19 protein-coding genes are annotated in these 20,295 nt (G+C 49.0%); 5 read left to right on the top strand and 14 right to left on the bottom strand.

Annotated features, from left to right (window positions below):
* Positions 1–117: 117 nt before the first annotated feature.
* The 4 genes from melA to ACFQZT_RS02325 all read right to left on the bottom strand — a co-directional run bounded on the left by melA (position 118) and on the right by ACFQZT_RS02325 (position 5,483).
* A complete protein-coding gene (gene melA, locus ACFQZT_RS02310) occupies positions 118–1,623 on the bottom strand; it encodes an alpha-glucosidase/alpha-galactosidase (RefSeq protein ID WP_379296142.1) in 1,506 nt (501 codons plus the stop codon).
* 107 nt (positions 1,624–1,730) lie between these two features.
* A complete protein-coding gene (locus tag ACFQZT_RS02315) occupies positions 1,731–2,636 on the bottom strand; it encodes an AraC family transcriptional regulator (RefSeq protein ID WP_379296144.1) in 906 nt (301 codons plus the stop codon).
* Positions 2,637–2,639: 3 nt separating this feature from the next.
* On the bottom strand, positions 2,640–3,305 hold the full coding sequence (locus tag ACFQZT_RS02320) for a response regulator (RefSeq protein ID WP_379296146.1): 666 nt from the start codon (positions 3,303–3,305) through the stop codon (positions 2,640–2,642).
* A 3-nt stretch (positions 3,306–3,308) separates the two neighbouring features.
* Positions 3,309–5,483, bottom strand: a complete 2,175-nt coding sequence (locus ACFQZT_RS02325; protein WP_379297908.1) for a sensor histidine kinase — start codon at positions 5,481–5,483, stop codon at positions 3,309–3,311.
* 206 nt (positions 5,484–5,689) lie between these two features.
* On the opposite strand from ACFQZT_RS02325, the gene ACFQZT_RS02330 reads away from it, so the two are divergent.
* Positions 5,690–6,283, top strand: a complete 594-nt coding sequence (locus ACFQZT_RS02330) for a hypothetical protein (RefSeq protein WP_379296148.1) — start codon at positions 5,690–5,692, stop codon at positions 6,281–6,283.
* Between the two features lie 122 nt (positions 6,284–6,405).
* Here ACFQZT_RS02330 and ACFQZT_RS02335 read toward each other — a convergent pair whose 3' ends face one another.
* On the bottom strand, positions 6,406–6,573 hold the full coding sequence (locus tag ACFQZT_RS02335) for a hypothetical protein (protein ID WP_379296150.1): 168 nt from the start codon (positions 6,571–6,573) through the stop codon (positions 6,406–6,408).
* A 199-nt stretch (positions 6,574–6,772) separates the two neighbouring features.
* Between ACFQZT_RS02335 and kduI the strand changes: the two genes are divergently transcribed.
* Genes kduI through ACFQZT_RS02355 form a run of 4 tightly spaced genes read left to right on the top strand, consistent with a single transcriptional unit; the run spans position 6,773 to position 10,007 of the window.
* A complete protein-coding gene (gene kduI / locus ACFQZT_RS02340) occupies positions 6,773–7,606 on the top strand; it encodes a 5-dehydro-4-deoxy-D-glucuronate isomerase (protein ID WP_379297910.1) in 834 nt (277 codons plus the stop codon).
* A gap of 39 nt (positions 7,607–7,645) precedes the next feature.
* On the top strand, positions 7,646–8,401 hold the full coding sequence (locus tag ACFQZT_RS02345; RefSeq protein WP_379296152.1) for a DeoR/GlpR family DNA-binding transcription regulator: 756 nt from the start codon (positions 7,646–7,648) through the stop codon (positions 8,399–8,401).
* 22 nt (positions 8,402–8,423) lie between these two features.
* Positions 8,424–9,176: a 2-dehydro-3-deoxy-D-gluconate 5-dehydrogenase KduD gene (gene kduD / locus ACFQZT_RS02350; RefSeq protein WP_379296154.1), complete on the top strand. Its 753-nt coding sequence runs from the start codon at positions 8,424–8,426 to the stop codon at positions 9,174–9,176.
* Positions 9,177–10,007 (top strand): sugar phosphate isomerase/epimerase family protein, encoded by an 831-nt coding sequence (locus tag ACFQZT_RS02355; RefSeq protein ID WP_379296156.1) that lies wholly within the window; start codon positions 9,177–9,179, stop codon positions 10,005–10,007.
* Between the two features lie 61 nt (positions 10,008–10,068).
* On the opposite strand, the gene ACFQZT_RS02360 is transcribed toward ACFQZT_RS02355, so the two are convergent.
* The 9 genes from ACFQZT_RS02360 to ACFQZT_RS02400 form a co-directional block, all read right to left on the bottom strand.
* Positions 10,069–11,397: a DRTGG domain-containing protein gene (locus ACFQZT_RS02360; RefSeq protein ID WP_379296158.1), complete on the bottom strand. Its 1,329-nt coding sequence runs from the start codon at positions 11,395–11,397 to the stop codon at positions 10,069–10,071.
* A gap of 97 nt (positions 11,398–11,494) precedes the next feature.
* Entirely contained in the window at positions 11,495–13,108 is a 1,614-nt protein-coding gene (aceB, locus tag ACFQZT_RS02365; RefSeq protein WP_460871441.1) for a malate synthase A, read from the bottom strand.
* 18 nt (positions 13,109–13,126) lie between these two features.
* Positions 13,127–14,419, bottom strand: a complete 1,293-nt coding sequence (gene aceA / locus ACFQZT_RS02370; protein ID WP_379296160.1) for an isocitrate lyase — start codon at positions 14,417–14,419, stop codon at positions 13,127–13,129.
* A 33-nt stretch (positions 14,420–14,452) separates the two neighbouring features.
* Positions 14,453–14,620, bottom strand: a complete 168-nt coding sequence (locus ACFQZT_RS02375; protein WP_379296162.1) for a hypothetical protein — start codon at positions 14,618–14,620, stop codon at positions 14,453–14,455.
* A 1,807-nt stretch (positions 14,621–16,427) separates the two neighbouring features.
* On the bottom strand, positions 16,428–17,168 hold the full coding sequence (gene fabG, locus ACFQZT_RS02380; protein WP_379296164.1) for a 3-oxoacyl-ACP reductase FabG: 741 nt from the start codon (positions 17,166–17,168) through the stop codon (positions 16,428–16,430).
* Between the two features lie 20 nt (positions 17,169–17,188).
* The gene (phaZ, locus tag ACFQZT_RS02385; RefSeq protein WP_379296166.1) at positions 17,189–18,082 is read right to left on the bottom strand and encodes an intracellular short-chain-length polyhydroxyalkanoate depolymerase; all 894 of its coding nucleotides are present in this window, start codon (positions 18,080–18,082) and stop codon (positions 17,189–17,191) included.
* A gap of 5 nt (positions 18,083–18,087) precedes the next feature.
* Complete coding sequence (locus tag ACFQZT_RS02390; protein WP_379296168.1) at positions 18,088–19,110, bottom strand: 3-oxoacyl-ACP synthase; 1,023 nt, start codon at positions 19,108–19,110, stop codon at positions 18,088–18,090.
* A 5-nt stretch (positions 19,111–19,115) separates the two neighbouring features.
* Positions 19,116–19,298, bottom strand: a complete 183-nt coding sequence (locus ACFQZT_RS02395) for a hypothetical protein (RefSeq protein ID WP_379296170.1) — start codon at positions 19,296–19,298, stop codon at positions 19,116–19,118.
* Positions 19,299–19,300: 2 nt separating this feature from the next.
* The gene (locus tag ACFQZT_RS02400) at positions 19,301–20,290 is read right to left on the bottom strand and encodes a branched-chain amino acid ABC transporter permease (protein WP_379296172.1); all 990 of its coding nucleotides are present in this window, start codon (positions 20,288–20,290) and stop codon (positions 19,301–19,303) included.
* Positions 20,291–20,295 lie beyond the last annotated feature (5 nt).

Below are 20,295 nucleotides of genomic sequence, written 5' to 3' on the forward strand. Positions count from 1 at the left end.
TTTCGCAATCAAACGGTTGGATGAAAAACGAAAAAGGACCAAGCGGTCCTCCCTCGCTTGCTCCTTCATTATAACGGATAAGAACCCATATGAACATACTTGAATGCAAATGAACCATCAGGAACTAACGGCGGCCCGGTCTTTTCCCTTATCGGCTTCGCCCGCATTTTTGTTCGCGGCTTCACGATCCTGCTGCATTTCTTCCACGGTTTTTACCTTCATGCGTGCGGCACCTTCGTAATCCCGTGTAGGCAGCAAATTGCCGGATGCAAGGCGCTTCTTCGCTTCCGCAATCGCAGTCCCGTACTGTGGCAGCCACTGTTCTCCTGCGACCAGCATTTCGTCGACCATTTGCCATATTTCTTTCGGATTACATACCGCCCCGACAAGCGGATCCATCATAAAAGCTTGGCGCAGCAGCTTGTCGTCGCCATGAACCGCAGCTTCCACAGCAAGACGCTGCACGGAAATGCTGACATTGCATACAGCAGCAGGTCCTAGGGGCAGGTCACCAACATGCGGCATTGAGATGCCGTTGCGATCGACATAGCCAGGCGCTTCAATGACCGCATCGTTCGGCAGGTTAGCGATAACACCATTGTTCACCATGTTGAAGTGACCGCGATACAACCGCCCCGTCTCCAGGCCTTCGATGATGTAGGAACCGTGCTCTTGGCTGCGTTTCTCTTTCACATAAGCAAAAGCCGGATCCTTCATCCAGTTCGGGAAATCCGTTTCGAACCAGCTGCGTCCTTCCGTGCATACTCGCAGGTAGCCGCCTGTCTCCCCATTGATCCAGCTGCCCATATCGATCCATTCCTGAATCTCACTCGGACGCTTGCGGTACCAAGGCACATACTCGCTTAAGTGACCGTTCGATTCTGTGCTGTAGTAACCGAAGCGGCGCAGCATGTCGATGCGTACTTTTTCCGTGCGGGCAAATTCCGGATGGTTTTCGAACGCTTCCAGCAGCTTGCCCGTCAAATCTTCCCCGTTGTGTCGAACCTGCACATACCAAGTTTGATGATTAATGCCGGCGCATATAATGTCCACTTCTTCCTGTTTCAGACCGAACGCTTCGGCAATTTGATGATGACCGTGCTGAACGCCGTGGCACAGCCCGATGGTGCGGACGCCTCCGTACTTGTTGCAAGCCCATGTCAGCATCGCCATCGGATTGGCATAATTCAGCAGCAATACATCAGGTGCAGCGACTTCGCGAATGTCACGGCAAATGTTCAGCATCTCGGCAATGCCTCGCTGCCCGTACATAATGCCACCGGCACACAACGTGTCACCGACACATTGGTCGACGCCGTATTTTAGCGGAATATCCACATCTGTCGCAAAAGCTTCCAATCCGCCCACACGTATCGTACATAGCACGTACTTGGCGTCTTGCAGCGCTTCTCGGCGATCCGTCGTTGCTTGTATGTCTATCGACAAACCATTTTCCCGGATATCGCGTTGACACAGCTCCGTCACCATCTCCAAATTATGCGGATTGATGTCTGTAAAAGCCACTTGAATATCGTGAAATTCAGGTACGGCCAACAAATCACGCAATAGTCCGCGAGTGAATCCAATACTTCCAGCACCAACGAAAACAACTTTAAATGACACGGCACTCTTCCTCTCTGTCGTTACTTTCCCAATTCCAATTGTAGCAAGCGACAATGAGAGAGCGTTACCAAATTCCTCACCAATATCCTTTGAGAATGTCAAAGATTCTAACTTTCTTCCGGATAGTCCCATCTTTGAGCCGAGACCGATTTGCGAAATTCGAGCGGTGTTTGGTTCGTGTACATTTTGAAAAGCATATGAAAATATTGACGGCTGCCCACACCGACATAATCGCAAATTTCCGTAATGGGCACATCGGTTTCGACCAGCAGCATTTTAGCCTTTTCCATACGGATCATCGTTAAATATTCCATCAGCGTTTGTTTCGTTTGTGTTTTGAATATACGCTGTAAATAGCCCGGATGAAGATTGACAGCTCCTGCAATGTCCTTCACCTGGATCTCACGATCATAATTCTGGTGGAGATAATCGATGCTCTGTTTGACATACCATTCACCTTGCGGAAGTCCGCTGTTGTCTGCTTCTGCTCGAAGTCTTGCGATTCGAATAAGCAGCTGAGCAATGAGCAGCTGCACCATGGTTTCGCTTTTTATCCCCGGTTTATCGAGCTCCAGTACGAGACTTTTCATAATGTGATAGACCTCGTCCGGGTCGCGTAGTACCAAGAAAGAAGACTGAGTCTTCAACAGGCTCGATAGCACGACTTCATCCGAAGCTAGCTGTCTGATCGATGGAAAAACACCTTTACAATCTACAAACCGAAACTCGACATTGAGCATTCGGCAAGGATTCGCCTCATCGACAATCAGGCGGTGCGGCACGTTCGCATCCAAAATAATGAATTCGCCCTTTTTCAGGCTCACGCTATCCAGACCGGCTTGCCCAGCTTGAATTTCAACTTCGCAAGAGCCTTGAATTGTATACATAATTTCAGTAGCGTCATGGCGGTGAAAAGGCATGTGAAAGCCATTCCATTGCTTAAAATAATAGGCGAGCACCTGCGGATGAAAGTCCTGCTCCGTTAATGTCGGTTGGAATAAGCGACGGCTCATCTTTTAATAATCCTCTTCTTCTTCTGTTCCAAGCGAATCCAGGGAGTTTCTTAACAATCGTTTAGCTTCGTGCCGGTCAGCAACTTCAAGCTTATTCAAAATATTCGTGACGTGGTTAGCGACGGTCTTCACGCTGAGTTGGAGACGGGCCGCAATTTGTCCATTCGTATGGCCGCTCGCAATTAGCTCCAATATCTCCATTTCGCGGCCGGTCAGCTCGGCAAGTGCAGGATTCTGCGGTTCCGCCTGCTGAGGCAGTGAAAAATAATGCATCATTCGTTCCGCAATATCCGAGCTGAAGACGGCTCCGCCGCTTCCGACCATGCGTATGGATTGCAACAGCTCCATTTCTCCCGCGTCCTTCAGCACGTAGCCTCTTGCTCCCATCTGCATCGCCTTAAAGACAGACTTGTCATTTTGGAGCATCGTGACAATTAATATTTTCATGTGCGGTAGTTTGTCTCGGATGAATTTGGTCGCTTCAATTCCGTTAATGCCAGGCATGCGAATGTCCATCACAATAACATCCGGCTGTAGGGCAACTGCCATTTCAATAGCTTCTTCCCCGGTAGCTGCTTCTCCGATTACTTTCAAATCTTCTGTGGTTTGAATTAAATTTCGCACACCGCCACGAAATAACGGATGGTCGTCAGCAAGCAGGACTCTCATGTTTTATTCCACCTCCAGTGAAAATGGCAGCCGCGCTTTCACTCTAGTGCCGCCTGCTTCCATTCTTTCAATTATGCATTGGCCGCCCAGCTCTGCCGCCCTGTCACGGATGGAGGTTATGCCGATTCCCCCATTACCGTAAGGCTTGATACGGCTGGGCAAGCCGACTCCATTATCAATGACTTCAATAATCAGCTCATTGGTCGGATCGATCTGAATATGTACATCGCAAAGTGTTGCCTTTGCATGCCTCACCACGTTGACGAGCGACTCCGTAACGATCCGGTAAGCGGCTACCTCCACCGCCGCAGGCAACGCGGGTAGCCCTCCCGGAGCATGCAAGTTCACACGCAGGGGGGCCACTTGCAGTGAAGAAGATGCTTGCATGGAGGTCTTTAAAATTTCATCAAGCCGCGCTTGGATGGAGCCGAGCAAACCGAACTCGTCAAGTGTGGGCGGCCGCATATCGTGAACCATCGTACGAATTTCATCGACGGTTGAACGAATGGTCTTCCTAAGTTCGCCAAGCAACTCGATGGCTGTGTCCGGACTTTTTTTAATATACTGCTCGGCGGCTGCAACGTTAAATGCTAATGACATCAAGCGTGGAGCGAGATCATCATGCAGATTACGGCGAATTTGCCGCCTCTCTTCTTCTCTGGCCAGAATGAGCCGTTCACTCGATTCTTGCAGATCCTTCGCCAGCAGCTTATTGCCGACCGTCATAATAACGTTCTGGACAATCGGCCCTGCCTGACGCAGCAGCACATTCAACAATTTGTGATCCTCTGCGCTGAACGCTTCACCTGGCGAACGGCTGGATAAATGGAGTGATCCAAGGTCGTCTCCGCCATGAATAATAGGGAATTCATGCAATTCATATTTATGCTTTCCGCTCTCAGCTGCCAGTCTTTCTTTTCCGTTCAATTTGATGAAAATTCCTACGTAAGGAAGCCTGAGCGCATCTTGAATTGAACCTGCAACGACATCTAACATTGCATCCGGGTCAACCGGTTTAGTAAGCTGATCGCCGAGCTCGACTAGAACCGAATAGGGATCATCATGTCTTCCTTTTAACATACGATTCACCATTCGCTGCAGCCGCTCTTTGATCGGGACAAATAGAACCGCCACAACGGAAGTCGCCGTCAAAGAGATGAAATAGTTCCCTTCTGTCCGGAACATACGGCTTAAATAAAGAACTGACAACGAGTAGATCAGAACGATAGCAAGCGATAACGCCCCATACACCAGCGTTCGGTTGACCAGCGGGTCAATATCCCATAGCCTGTGCCTCAGCACTGCGAACGTCAGTGTGAACGGAATGACTGCGACAAAAACGTGCAACGCGCTATTTAAGTACAAATAAGTAACCGGAATATCAGCTAATGCCGGATATACGAACAATGCACTTATACCGATAAAACCGACAAACGAAATCGAGACACCGTAAACGACCCATTTGGTTTGCTGTCTTTGCTCGGCGCTGGAAATTTTCCTATAGCGGTAAAACTGCGAGAAAATCATAAGCCCGATAGCAACGATGTAAACGGCTATTCTTGCCGTACCTGACCATTGGTGTAAATCCACCATGGAGCCCGGGAACATAAGGCCGAATATGTGGATGAGGCAAAACGGTATGAAGAAAGCATACGTCCAGGAGGGAGAGAACCGCCAGGTCGGAAAAAGCAGGAAAAATAAGAAAAGCGCCATCCAGCCGACCGCCCCGACGATATTGTTCCAAGTATCCAACCATGGCTTCCCTTCTGAGGCGATGAAGACCAAAGCAGGAAAGGTTGTGCCGTATGAAACCAAAGCAAGGATGGCAAGAACGGCCATGAGCTCACCTTTGCATTTCCAAAAAATAATTCCCGCAGCAGCATAAAAAATAAAAGCTAGTGCGCAATCGATCACAACAAAGGCGATAGCATAAGTATCGGGCGTGAGATGGTATTGCTCCAATGCCTTAATGGTTGTCGGCGGAGCCGGCGCCAAGCTTCCGCAAGCTTGCAAAATACATTCAGTGCGAAGGGTCTCGAAGTAACTTGCTATGCTGCCAATAAAAAATAGAATCGTTACGAGGCTGAATACGATAACAAAAAGTTGAAAGAACTTGACAAGATGACTTCCATTTTGCCTGTAAAAGTCGCCTTGAATGCTCAGCTTCGGTGATGTCATTTCCACTACCTGCCTTCCTGGACCAAAGACATATAGGAAAATTATAGCCGACCCCTAAAAATCTGTATATCACCTCAAATGCTTTTCCCGAAAATCACTATCAAATTTCCCGAGTCCAATAGGTAGAAGGTACTCTCGCGGGCAGGAATGTTCCTTTGATATGATTCATTTCAGAAAGTAAACACGTCAAACGGAGGCTGAATGAAATGACAGCGGAAAAGGTAGTGAAATGGCTTGGTTTTCTATGTATGTTGGCGGGAATTATAAGAATGGGGATGACACCGTCTTCTTTCTTGTGGGGGGACGACAGCACGCCAGAGGTGATCTGCGGCTATGCGGCCTGCATCTTAATGACCGTCTGTTCCATCGCACTCTATATGGCACAATCCCGTGAAACCGGGGTGCTCGGATTTATCACGGCTCTATTGATTATGATCGGGAACTTAATGATCGCCTCCAATTTCTACGGTTTGTTTGCGTACGGTTTCTATGCAAAAGAAGGTGCGTTTGCAGGCGTAACGGGCGCCGTATCCGGTATGGGCTTATTGCTGGGTACCATTCTGCTGGCGATAATGACCTTCCGCGCCAAAGTATTCCCCCGCTGGACCGTTATTATGATCGTCATCATGATTATTTCGTTCGGGCTTCCCGGGTTGGAACGATGGTTCGCCTTTTTTTGGGGCGCAACTTATGTCGCAATGGGTTATCTCATTTGGATGGGAAAGCTCAATAAGACCATCCACGCTGCTGCCGGCAGTCCCTCGCTGGCAGCAGTAACGGATCAGCCCGTTTCGAAATAAAACACTCACACAAACGGAGTGCCCACCGCCTCCACCTCGTAATACACTCCCCGTTTCAAAAGAAAGAGAGGCTGACCTTCAGTAGCTAAGCTACTTAGGGTTCAGCCTCTTTCATGTTCATCTCAAAGCGAACGCTCGTCCTGCTCGTTACCGGTGAACGCCTGCTTAATATTGTCCATGATTTCTTCAATCGCTTCACTTACCATATCGGTCGGCGTCGTCGCCTCTTCATCAGGCTGCGTCGGAATCGTATCGTTGCAAATGTGATCGAAATAATGATTTTTATCCATTTTGAATCCCTCCTGCGTACAAATCATGAATCCATTGCTGTCATTGTTTGCCAAATGAAAGGCAATTATTCATATTGCCCGGTCATCTACGGAATCATTAAAATTCTCACTTGCCTAATTCACACATTTGGAGTAACTTAAACCTATATGAACTTATATAAACTATTTTGAACAACCAAAGGAGAGATTGAACATGGAAATGGATATCCGTTACGCTTCACACCCAAGAGAAGTGAAAAATTTTGATACTAGTCGTTTACGCGAAGAATTTTTAATTAACACCTTGTTCACACCTAACGAAGTGAAAACCGTATACTCGCATGTGGATCGTTTTATTGTCGGCGGCATCGTGCCGGTTAACGGCCCTCTTCAATTAGAAGCCAATAAAAAAGACATGGCGGCCGACTATTTCCTGGAGCGTCGTGAAATCGGCATCATCAACATCGGCGCCAGAGGAACCGTAACTGTGGACGGAACTGTGTACACGATGGATAACAAGGACGGGCTCTACATCGGCCGCGGCGCAAAAGAAATTACGTTTGCAAGCGACAACGCCGCCGATCCGGCGAAGTTCTACTTCAATTCCACGCCTGCTCATGCCACTCATCCTACGGTAAAAATCGCCATCAGCGAAGCATCTCCCAATCATTTGGGCAGCATCACGAACTCGAATGAGCGCACGATCTACCGCTACATCCACACTGGTGGCGTGCAAAGCTGTCAACTTGTTATGGGAATGACATTGCTGAAACCAGGCAACATGTGGAACACCATGCCATCCCATACCCATAACCGCCGTTCCGAAGTTTACTTGTATTTCGATATGCCGGAAGACGGTGTTGTTTTTCATATGATGGGCGAACCGCAGGAAACTCGCCATGTGGTCATGCGCAATGAGCAGGCTGTCATTTCCCCAAGCTGGTCCATTCACAGCGGCGTAGGCACCAGCAACTATACCTTCATCTGGGGCATGGCCGGCGAAAATCAAATTTTCGAAGATATGGACGCCGTTGCTATGAAAGATTTAAAATAATCCGTATACCTCATTTAGAAATGGAACGGATGCATACAGATGAACCCTTTACGCAGATATGAAACCATTATGGAAATATTGCTGGCACAGAAAGAAGTGACAGTGAGCGAGCTTAGCGAGCGCCTCTCGGTCACGGGCAAAACCATTCGCGAAGACTTGGCGAAGCTCGAGGAAAAAGGGCTGCTCCTGCGGATCCATGGCGGTGCCATGCTCGCACAGAGCGACCAGCTCGGCATTCTTTCGGCGAAAGAACCGATCGTCAAGCATGCGGACGAGAAGATTGAAATCGCCGAAATCGCGCTGCGCTACATCCAGCCGCACGATATTATCGCGCTGGATGGCGGCAGTACGACGCTCGAAATTGCCAGGCGGCTCGATAACCAGCCGCTAACGGTCGTAACCAACGACTTGTACATCATCTCTGAGCTTGTGCATAAAGCTGAAATCCGACTTGTCGTTCCCGGAGGCCATCGAATCCGCAATATGCTCGCAGGCCCGGAAGCCGCCGCCTATGTCAGCAAGCTCAACATACAGAAGTCGTTTCTCTCCGCCACAGGCGTGCACTTGCAGCAAGGTTTCACCATTTATACAAGCGATCTCGTCGACTACAAACGAGCATTGATCCAGTCAAGTGCAACCATTTATGTCGTCGCGGATCATTATAAATTCGGACAATGCGCGTTAAGAACTTTTGCCGCACTGTCGGAAATATCGGTCATTCTTACCGACAGCGCGCTTCCTGCGGAAACGGCGGAGCAATTCCGTCAGGCTGGAGTTCACGTCGAAACTCAATAAGTAGGTAAAAGGAGTGCCACTCATGCGTTTATTTGATTTGACAGATAAATTCGCCCTCGTTACGGGCGCTTCCGGCGGCCTCGGTCAAGCGATGGCCATCGGGCTTGCGGAAGCAGGGGCTAAAGTGATTGCCGTTTCTTCTTCAGAAAGCGTGCAAACTGTAGAGGCGATTCGCGCATTTGGCGGTCAGGCTGAGCTCATTACCGCTGACCTCAGTAATGAAGACCTTCTAGACGATGTCGTGAGCAAAGCTGTAGGCATTTATGGCAGCATCGACATCCTTGTCAATAATGCAGGCATCATTCGCCGCACGCCTGCAGTCGATCATGCCCGACAGGATTGGCATGATGTGATTGATTTAAACCTGAATTCCGCTTTCTTCCTCTGCCAGCTTGTTGGCCGTCATATGTTGGAGCGCGGCAGCGGCAAGATCATTAACATCGCCTCTATGCTCACCTATCAAGGCGGTATCAATGTGCCTGGCTACACGGCAAGCAAGCACGCCATAGCCGGCATTACCAAAGCGTTGGCAAACGAATGGGCTGGAAAAGGTATCCAGATCAACGCGATCGCACCCGGTTACATGACAACGAATAATACTGCACCGATTCTCAAGGATGAAAAGCGTACACAATCCATCACGGAGCGTATCCCGGCCGGACGTTGGGGCACGCCGGAAGACTTGAAGGGTCCGGTTGTATTCTTGGCCTCCTCGGCCTCCGACTATATGAACGGCCACGTGGTATGCGTCGACGGCGGATGGATGGCCAGATAGATGGGCATCGGCACACTCGCTCATGCCGTCGGACAGCTGCCGCTTCGTCAATTGACCGCCAAATTAAGCGGGCGCGGGATCGATTTCGTTCAGCTTGCACTTAGCAAAGCGATTAGCGATATCGATACGAGCCATGGCAAGCTAAGCCCGGGTCTCGCCAATCACATCGGCGAGCAGTTCGCCGGTTCCGGCCTGCGGATTGGCGTTCTTGGTTGCTACATCAACCCGGTACATCCGGATCGCGAGCAGCGACGCCTTGAAATCGACCGCTTCAAGGAGCATCTACGCTTTGCGCGGGATTTCGGAACTTCGATTGTTGCGACGGAAACCGGCGATCTGCAAACATATTTCGCTCAAGACCTTAAGCGCTACGAAGAGATCGGATGGGCAACGCTGAAGCAAACCGTCGAGGAACTCGCCGAGGAAGCAGAGCGATGGGGCGTTTTTATCGGATTGGAGCCAGTATTCACTCATACCCTTTCCAGCTCGGAAAAGATGGCAAGAATCCTGGAAGAAGTCCCATCCAGCAATTTGGGCGTCGTCTTCGATCCTGTGAATTTGCTCTCGCCGGAATCGTTCTTGGATCAGGATGCTTTCTTGGATGAAGCCTTCGCCGCATTCGGCAGCCGTATCGTCCTTACGCATTTAAAGGACGTATTGTTACAGGGCGATAAACTGGAACAAGTACGCTCTGGAGCAGGCATATTCCAAACCAAATCGTTCCTCGACAAGCTGCACCAGCATAAGCCAGGCATCGATATCTCCTTAGAGATGCTTGCCGATGATACGATTGATATGACGGTACAGTACGTCAGAGGCCTTTTGCCATAAAAATAAAAAGCCCCCGATACCTCCATGAAAGAGGAATTCGGGGGTTTGCTTTTGCTATCTCCTACAAAATACGCGCTGTGAACATCGATCTCGCAACACGGGTACCGTTCGTCACAATTTCCATATCAATCTTGCAAAATCTGCGGCTCATCTCGACAATGGACGGAACAATCTCAATCACGTCATCAATTTGCAAAGGAATCAAAAAATAGCATGAGGAACTATCCAGAATGAGATCGCCCTTCTTTTGCTCCTGAACCGTTCGATAGGCCGCACGAATCATGATGGTGGTCAGCACGCCTTCAGACACCAGTCCTTCAAAATTGGTCATTTGCGGTGTGACAACCCCCTTGAAGTACAACTTGCCTTCGGCATCCCGCAGCTCGTCGATGCCCGCATAAATTTGCACCTCGAACGTCTCTGCATTTTGCGGTTGTCGTTGCATGTACTGCATCGCCTTCATGACATCTTTACGGGAAATAACGCCGACCATTCTGCGATTCGCATCAATGACAGGCAGCAGCTCAATCCCTTCCCACACCATCGTATGACCGGCTGACGCTACGGATGTTTTCAAGGAGATCATGAGCGGATTCGGCGTCATCAACGTTTCGATCCGCTGAGTAGGCGCTGCGCCGATAATATCTTTAGTCGTGATCATGCCGACCGGCATATGATGTTCATCGATGACCGGATATCGGGTATGTGTCGTTTCCTCGACCAGCTTTTGCATATCCTTCACCGTGTTCGTGGCCAGCAGCGAGTAAACCGGACTGTCTTGTCGAACGATATCTTCAACGATCATAATTTTTTTCTTGATAAGCCGATCCTCCATGGCTCTATTAATCATGGTAGCGACCGTAAACGTATCATACGAGCTGCCAATAATCGGAAGATTCAATTCATCGGCCAGTTCTTTCACTTCGGGCGTCGTATCGAATCCGCCTGTAATCAAGACCCCTGCGCCTTGGCTTAACGCGCACATATGCGCTTGCACTCGATTACCGACAATGAGCAAATTGCCCGTTTCAATGTACTTGAGCATCGCTTCCAATTGCATGGCGCCGATCACGAATTTGTTCAGCGTTTTATGGATCCCCGTTGCACCGCCTAAAACGACACCTTCTACCACATTCACGATTTCAGCGAAAGTAAGTTTATCAATAACCGGCTCTTCTTTCTTCTCCATCCGAATCGTGCCAATTCGCCTTTTCGTGCTAACCAGCCCGATATTCTCCGCTTCCTTAATGGCCCGATAAGCCGTTCCCTCGCTCACATCAAGGTCCTGGGCGATTTGCCTGACAGACAATTTCGTGCCGACAGGCAAAGATTCTATGTACTTCGTAATTTGTTCGTGCTTCGTATGGAGCTCCGAATGTCCCGTGTTCATTGTTCACACCTCGCTGAACTGTTCTATAACATTGAAACAATTATATTACAGCTCAGCGAAAAAAGACAGGAGCCTTCACGAAGGCCCTGTCCAATCTCTATAAATGTCGATACCCTTGCTCGGTTAAAAAGGATTCGAATTCCGGCGAAACCGTCATCTGCGTAAAAAGCGCACTTGCCAGATCAAACTTTCTATGCTGAAGCGCTTCTTCACCAATGGTTGATTTAATCTTTTCCAATTCTTCATATTGAATCTGCTGGAACAGATCCGCCGTTACATCGCGACCGTCATCGAGAATCCCCTTCGGATGATGAATCCATTGCCATAACTGGGCGCGGGATATTTCCGCGGTAGCGACGTCTTCCATCAAATTATTGATGGGAACGGCGCCATACCCCCGAAGCCATGCTTCCAAGTATTGAATGCCGACGCTGACGTTGGTCCGAATCCCTTTCTCCGTGATCCGCCCTTGAGGCACCTCAAGCAGTTGTTCAGCTGTAATCCGGATGTCAGTCAACTGCCGATCCATCTGGTTAGACGTAGGCATATGTTCATCAAAAACAGCTTTCGCAACAGGTACCAGTCCAGGATGGGCCACCCAAGTACCGTCATGACCGTTCGTCACCTCGCGAAGTTTATCCGCCTTTACTTTGGCCATCGCTTCATCATTCGCTTGCGGATCGTTCTTCACCGGAATCTGCGCAGCCATCCCGCCAATACAAGGGGCTTGGCGCTTATGGCACGTCTGAATCGCTAGCAGCGAGTAGGCTTTCATAAATGGCGATTCCATCGTGACCAGCGCCCGGTCAGGGACGATGACATGAGGCTGCTTCCGCAGCTTTTTAATATAGCTGAAGATGTAATCCCATCGCCCGCAGTTCAGCCCTGCGCTATGTTCTCGAAGTTCATACAAAATTTCATCCATTTCAAAAGCGGCGACGATCGTCTCGATCAGCACGGTTGCTTTAATCGTACCTTGCGGAATTCCCAGTTGCTGCTGGGCAAAGACGAAGACATCATTCCAAAGGCGCGCCTCCTGATGGCTCTCCAGCTTGGGCAAGTAAAAATAAGGCCCGCTGCCTTGCCGGATTAATTCGTGCGCATTATGGAAAAAGAAAAGTCCAAAATCAAAAAGCGATCCGGAAACGGCGTTCCCGTCAACGTACATATGCTTCTCTTCAAGATGCCAGCCGCGTGGACGAACTTTCAACACAGCGGTACGATCCTGCAACCGGTAAGTTTTTCCATCGGGACTCGTAAAGCTAATATTTCGAAGCACCGCATCCCTCAAATTCACTTGACCGTCGATCGTGTTCTCCCAAGTTGGTGAGTTGGCGTCTTCGAAGTCGGCCATATATACGTATGCGCCCGAATTGAACGCATTAATGACCATCTTCCGGTCGCCTGCCGGACCTGTGATCTCAACTCGGCGGTCTTGAAGATCCGCAGGAATCGGCGCAACCGTCCACTCACTGCCGCGAACCGTTGCTGTAACTTCCTGGAAATCCGGCAATTCACCTGCGTCAATACGGCTTTGCCTCAGATTCCGCTGTTCCAGCAGCTCACGCCTTTTTGCTCCAAAGGTACGCTCCAGAGTAGCTACGAACTCCAGCGCTTCCGGTGTGAGAATTTTCTCCCGCTCCCCCCTGCTTACGGAGTTGTGGAGGAGATCAATACCCGTTGGTAATGTTTGATCGATCAATAGTCTCATCTCCTTTGATTTCCGGCATCAATGGGCAAATTGTTCCGCTTCCGTCGATCCGGAGAGCGCAGTTGTAGAAGACGTTCCGCTCGTAATGACTTGCGACACTTCATCAAAATACCCGGTTCCTACCTCACGCTGATGGCGAGTCGCTTCATAACCTCTCGATTCGCTAGCAAATTCGGTCTGTTGGAACTGAGAGTACGCTGCCATGCCGCGATCTTTATAATCGTGAGCCAGCTCAAACATGCTGTGGTTCAACGCATGGAAGCCAGCCAATGTCACGAACTGGAACTTATAGCCCATTTTGCCGAGTTCTTGCTGGAATTTGGCGATGGTAGGCTCATCCAGCTTCTTCTTCCAGTTAAACGATGGCGAGCAGTTGTAAGCGAGCAGCTTGCCCGGAAACTTTGCATGAATCGCCTCAGCAAAACGTCTTGCCTCCTCCAAGTTCGGCTCGGACGTTTCACACCAAACCAAATCCGCGAATGGCGCATAAGCAAGACCGCGGGAAATCGCTTGATCCAGTCCGGCGTTTACATAGAAGAAACCTTCAGGTGAGCGCTCGCCGGTGACGAAAGGCTTATCATTGTCGTCGATATCGCTCGTGAGCAGACTTGCTGCGTTCGCGTCCGTCCGTGCGATCAGCACTGTCTCCACACCCATCACGTCTGCAGCGAGCCTTGCAGCGATCAAGTTTCTTACAGCTTGCTGCGTCGGCAGCAGCACTTTGCCGCCCAAATGACCGCATTTCTTTTCGGAAGATAATTGATCCTCAAAATGGACAGCAGCCGCACCCGCTTCAATCATACTCTTCATCAGCTCGAACACATTAAGCGGTCCGCCGAATCCAGCTTCTGCATCAGCCACGATTGGAAGGTAAAAATCGATACCGCCCTTGCCTTCTGCATGTTGGATTTGATCCGCGCGCTGCAGCGCCTGATTAATTCTTTTCACCACACTCGGTACGCTATTGGCTGGGTAAAGACTTTGATCGGGATACATATGACCGGATAAATTCGCGTCTGCGGCAACTTGCCAACCGCTTAAATAAATGGCTTTTAATCCTGCTTTAGCTTGCTGTACGGCTTGATTACCGGTAAGAGCCCCAAGTGCGGGTACAAAATCCTCTTCATTAACCCGCTGCCAAAACTTACGAGCCCCCTGCTCGGCTAACGTCTGCTCGATCATCACAGAACCTCGCAGTCGAAGTACATCTTCAATTGAATAAGGGCGAGTCACTCCATTAAATCGCTTGGAACTCCAGCTTGCTTGCAGTTGTTCTCTTTGACGTTGCTCGGTTTGACGTTGTTGGCTCATGATTATTGCACTCCTTTAAGTGGGTTTGTTTGATTAAAAAGATACGTCCAGAAAACCGCTGCCACCGCAAACCGGGCAAGTATTCGGCCACAACACCCGATCATGACCGAAAGTGATGCAAGCCCCTTCTTTTTGAAGCTGCTCATCTGTGCTTCTCATTTCTTCCAAATCCCCATTACCTTGACATGTCGGACAATCCATTGTTGTCTCCTCCTCTGAATGTATTAATACAATTTGTTGTTGTTAATATAATATATAACACATGAACGTAATATGTTCAATACTGTTTTATAAAATTATAATAATTTTATTTATTATATAATACAGATTGTTTGTTTATTTCTTTTCGGCCCCCCTTATCGCCACTATCCCTTACACTCAGAATCACCAAACCTCCGAATAACCATGAAGGCAATAAAACTCTAAATCCCGACTTATATAAGTTACAAACGTCTGATAAAGACACAATCATAAAGGCACCATTATCACCTCCGTAATCATGTCCATCACATTCGCCCGAACTTCTCTGAGACATGGGGATAGTGCGCTGAGGTGTTCTTCAAACGCAGTCTGAGCCTCGGGGATAGTGCGCTGAGGTGTTCTTCAAACGCAGCCTGAGCCATGGGGATAGTGCGATGAGGGTTCCTTCAACGTACCACTGAGCAACGGGGATAGTGCGATGATCTGTTCCTTCAGCGCATCTCTGAGCCGCGGGGATAGTGCGCCGATCTGTTCTTTCAGCGCACACCTGAGCCGCGAGGATAGTGCGCTGAGGTGTTTCTTCAGCGCACCTCTGAACCATGGGGAGATTCGCTGAGGTGTTCCTTTAACGCTCATCTGAGCTGTGGGGATAATGCGATGATGTGTTACATCAGCTCACCTCTGAGCCACGAGGATAGTGCGATGATGTATTGCTTCTGCGCACCTCTGAGCCACGGGGATAGTGAGCCGATGTGTTCCTTTAACGCACACCTGAGTCATGGGGAGAATGCCATGGTACAAAGAAAAAGCCTACCGAATAACGGCAGGCTTTACATGTGATTGTATGGGCATTGCCCGGATTTATCCAATTTCCGTTTCATAATCAAAAGCAAAATACAGCGTCAAAGACAAAGGAGACAATGGATATAAGGCAGTTTCCCCGCATTCATCGTGTTCGTTACATTTCACACGACCTGATACCGGACTCGTAAAATCATAAGGGCTAAGTCTTTCAAACTTTCTTCTTTCGAACTCCATCGATGATGCCAGGCTACCCATAATCATCTCTCCCCTCAACATTTCGTTGCAATTGTATTACTACAGCATTTGATTATTATTTATATTATATATCTTTAATCATTGAATATGCAATAATAATTTAAATATAATTTTAATATTATATAACAAAGAAAAACCGTCAAGGTCTTCCCGGGCTTCCGGTTTTCCCAAACGGTTCTTTTGCGTGTATATCCATACATTTGCGAATTAGGATGAAATTAGGCATGGCATCTACCCTCTTCAAATCAGTAACGATGAAAACGAGGCTGTCGATTAACTGTTCATACCTTCGGAAATCTGCGGGGACCACAAAATGTATGCGAAAAATCATACAAAATGAGCGGCGCACACATCGAATCAGTCGATTCTATTCGAAATTTCATACACAAAACGCGATTTGGGCCCTGATTCTGTAAATGAATACGAAAAATCATATACATTCTCTGCATGTTTCCGTTCACGTCAAAACTATCTCCAATAAATCGATAGCCTCAAAACCATCGCTATTGCTTCGCTCTGACTCACCATACTGCCTTTTTCTACTCTGTAATGCTGAAAAACATCGCTATTCACTCGTTTCCATTTACTTTTTACGTCTCTAACGCTGAATAACATCGTTCCAGCTTCGATCAGCGCTCCATATCGTCGATCTCGCTTAGAAAGGTGAGCCCCACGTCCTCCCCTGATCAAAAGAAAGCCAAAGAGCTTAAACCTCTCCGGCTTTCTTTCCATAACTTGTATTTTATTTTTATATCGATAACCCGCCATTCACTTCCAGAACGGTTCCATTTACGTAATCGGCCTCAGACGATGCCAAGAACAAATAAGCGCTGGCAATGTCCGAAGGCTTGCCGAGTCTGCGCAATGGTACCTTTTCCAGCATTCCTTGAAGCACTTTTTCGGGCACGGTTGCTACCATTCCTGTCTCCACATAGCCAGGCGCTACCGCGTTAACGTTAATCCCTTTGAAACCAAGTTCTTTTGCCCACGTCTTCGTGATGCCAATGACTCCGGCTTTCGCTGCCGCATAATTCGTTTGACCGAGGTTGCCTTGAACGCCTACGATAGAGGAGGTATTGATGATCTTGCCGCTGCCTTGTTTAACCATATGCGGAGCCACCGTACGCGTGCAGTAAAACACGCCGTTCAGGTTGACGTTCAGGACTCGGTGCCACTGTTCAAGTGTCATTTTGGATAACATTGCGTCCTGCGTGATTCCCGCATTATTGATCAGAATATCGATATGGCTGAATTGCTCGAGTGTTTGAGCCACCATGCGCTCAACGCTGTCCAAGTCTGATACATCCGTTTGTATACTCATCGCTTCGCCGCCTGCTGCTCGGATCCAAGCGGCCGTTTCTTGCCCGGCCTGCTCGTTATACTCAGCAACGATCACTTTTGCTCCTTCACGTGCAAACAATTGGCACGCTTCTTTCCCAATTCCGCTGCCGCCGCCTGTAATGATTGCAACTTTCCCAGCTAAACGCAATTTGTACTCATCTCCTTCAATTACGACAGAACGAATTGGGAAATATGACGTGCGAGCCATTCTGTATCATCGATTTGCGGCGCATGTCCGAAGCCTTGGCCTTCTACCAGCTTCAATCTGTCACCCAAATCTTGCACTAATTCCTCTGTCATTTGCCGGGTGATGACCAGATCATCCGTTCCTTGAATGCAGAGAACAGGACAGCTCACACGATTCAGAGCGCCTGTACCCAGCGAGCTTGCATGCGGCTCATTCGTCATGTTGAATACATTGAGCGCATGGTACACATCTACTAGATTGCGCTGCAGCAGCATTTCATCCAGATAGGCTTCGTACCTTTCTTCCGTCGGCTTCCCATACGTAAATACGGCGGCATCGAAGACGGCACGTAAAAAAGCTTTGTCGCCCCGTTCAATGGCTCCCGCCATCACCTGAGATTTCTCTTGTGCAGCTATTTCCTCCCGAGTCGTTAGCCGCTGTGGCGGAGATCCTGTCTCATCAGACTCTGGACCGTAGAAAGGATAGCCTCTCGTCGACATCGATGCCATTAAAATTACAGAACGAACACGATCAGGGATCATCGAGGCTAAATGAAGCGCCGCCCCCCCACCGGTCGACCAGCCAAGAATGGAAAATTCATGTAACCCTACTGCATCCGCAAACAACAGTAAGTCATCGGAAAAATCCTCGATCCGGCGAATCGGAGTCTTGTAAGTAGAAAGCCCAAACCCACGTAAGTCAACGGCAACCACTTGAAATCTGGCATCCAAGCTTTCAAAAAGCACATCAAAAAACAACGATGATGACATATTTCCATGTACGAGCAGGAGCGGTTCTTCCCCGCCGGATCGAACCCGATAAGCTAATGTTTCCCCATTACTCAGTTCTACGGATTTCAGTTCGACATTGTTCATTCCATCTACCCCCATCTCAAAGTAGTTGCACCCCATGCGTAGCCGATCCCTGCACTGACAAGAACGACGACGGAACCAGGCTTGATTTGACCTGATTGAATAGCCAGTTCCAGCGATAAGATTTGATCGATCTGCCCCATATGCCCGTAGTCGCTCAAATAGATCGATTGATCCTCACGAAGACCGAGCTCGTTTAAAACGTAGTCATGGGCAGATTTTTTCATATGCAAAATGCCGATATAATCGATGTCTTGCTCGGTGTACCCGCTGTGCTGCAGCGAAGAACGCACGACGGCCAGAAAGTTGGCCATCGACTTCTGTTCCAGCCGTTCCTTCATGCCTTCAGGATCAGGTACATCAAAACAACCCGAGGCGAATCGCTCTGACTGACCCGCGCCAATGCTTTTCGTTCCGCCACCTGGAATAATGACATCCTCGGAGAAAGACCCATCCGTGATTAATGCACTCTCCATTAAAAGATTCCGGTTCAGCCCTTTACGCAGCAGAATCGCCCCGCCGCCCGCCGATAAGTTAAACATGAACCGAGTACGCGGATTGCGGTAATCGATAAGATCGCCGTTGCGATAACCGCCGGCAAGGAGCACGGTTTGGATCGCGGGATCTCCCCGCATCATACTCTGCGCTACCTTCAGCGCCATTACGGTCGTGCTGCAGCGCAAAGCCGCATCGAACCCCCATGCGTTAAATGCGCCTATCTCATGCTGCAGCTTCAAGGCTGCCGTCCAAACAGGATACTCCTTATACTCCTCGCCGATGTAAATCACGAGATCGATTTCTGCCGGGTCTACTCCTGTTTTCGTGAGTGCAGCTTGAGCGGCCCGGATGCCCATTGCACAGCTGTGGTCTTCTTCACTGGGTACCGGCTTTTGCGTGATCCCCATCTTAGTCCGGACGATATGCTCCGGGACACCGGAGATTTCGGCGATCTCTCCGGCTGTTATAACCTGATCAGGGATGTAAATCCCGGTACCGAGTATGCCAATTTTCAAATCTGCATTAGTCTTCATCCTTACTATCCACGCTCCAATATTTGTTCCATCAGTTCACACAGCTCTTCCATCGAAGCTACGGTCATTTCCTCCTGTCCTTGCACATGTGTCACCCGAATGCGCCACCGTTTCGACTCCGGATGCTCTTCCTGCCCCATCGGGCTAAACCGCACTACAAAAGACGTCACTTGTTGATTGTCAGCCATCTCTATTTAGCCCTCCCGTCGCTCGATATTTTTTCCCGCCGATTGTCCCTCCACTGCCGGACTGTACCGACAATACCTTTAGGGAACAACATGACCACCAGGATGTAAAGCAACCCGAAAAAGATGATCCACCGCTCAAAGATCCAATGCACTTTGGCTAAACTGGTCAATTGTTCATGTGCAAGCTCAATAATCGCCGCGCCTAGTATGCCGCCAAACAACGTACCCACGCCCCCGATAATTGTCATCAGCAAGGCATCGACGTTTAAATCAAAGGACAATACGGTGGTATTGACGAATCGCAATGTCACGACATACAAGGCACCGCTCACGGATGCAGCTACTCCGGCCACCATGCTGGCAATGACTTTGTAGTGAACAATTTCGTAACCGAGCGATTGGGTGCGCTGTTCATTTTCCCGGATCGATTGGAGCACCCGGCCTAGCGGAGACAATGTGAATCTGCGCAGCATCAGGAATACGACGATCATGACGATGAACGCTACGTAATAGAACGTAAGTCGATCTTTCAAGAGGTCGGGGATGGAAAAAGTAAACCCATCGTTGCCCTTGGTCAATGAGCGCCATTTTTCAGCGAAAACGAGGAATAGCCCTGAAAAAGCAAGCGTCAGCATCGCATAATAATGGCTTTTTAGCCTAAGCGACAGCATACCGACAAAATAGCTAAGTATAGCCGATAAAACAGCGCCAACGGCTACAGCCAGCAGCAGGGCAGGAATGGTCGCACCGAGTTTTTGCATCACAATCGCCACACTGTACGCGCCCAGCCCGAAAAACATGACATGCCCAAAAGAAACGATTCCCGTATAACCAAGCAATAGGTCGTAACTCATCGCAAACACGGCCAGAATGAAAATATGAGTGATGACGATCATAGTCGCCCGTTCATTATGAATGAGCGGGAAAACCGCAAGGAGCAAGGCGATGAAGATAAAAACAAGCAAGGATCGGTTCGATAGCGCTCTTAACATTCTTT

It is taken from the genome of Paenibacillus sp. GCM10027628 (genome assembly GCF_042676385.1).
Classification (GTDB): domain Bacteria; phylum Bacillota; class Bacilli; order Paenibacillales; family NBRC-103111; genus Paenibacillus_E.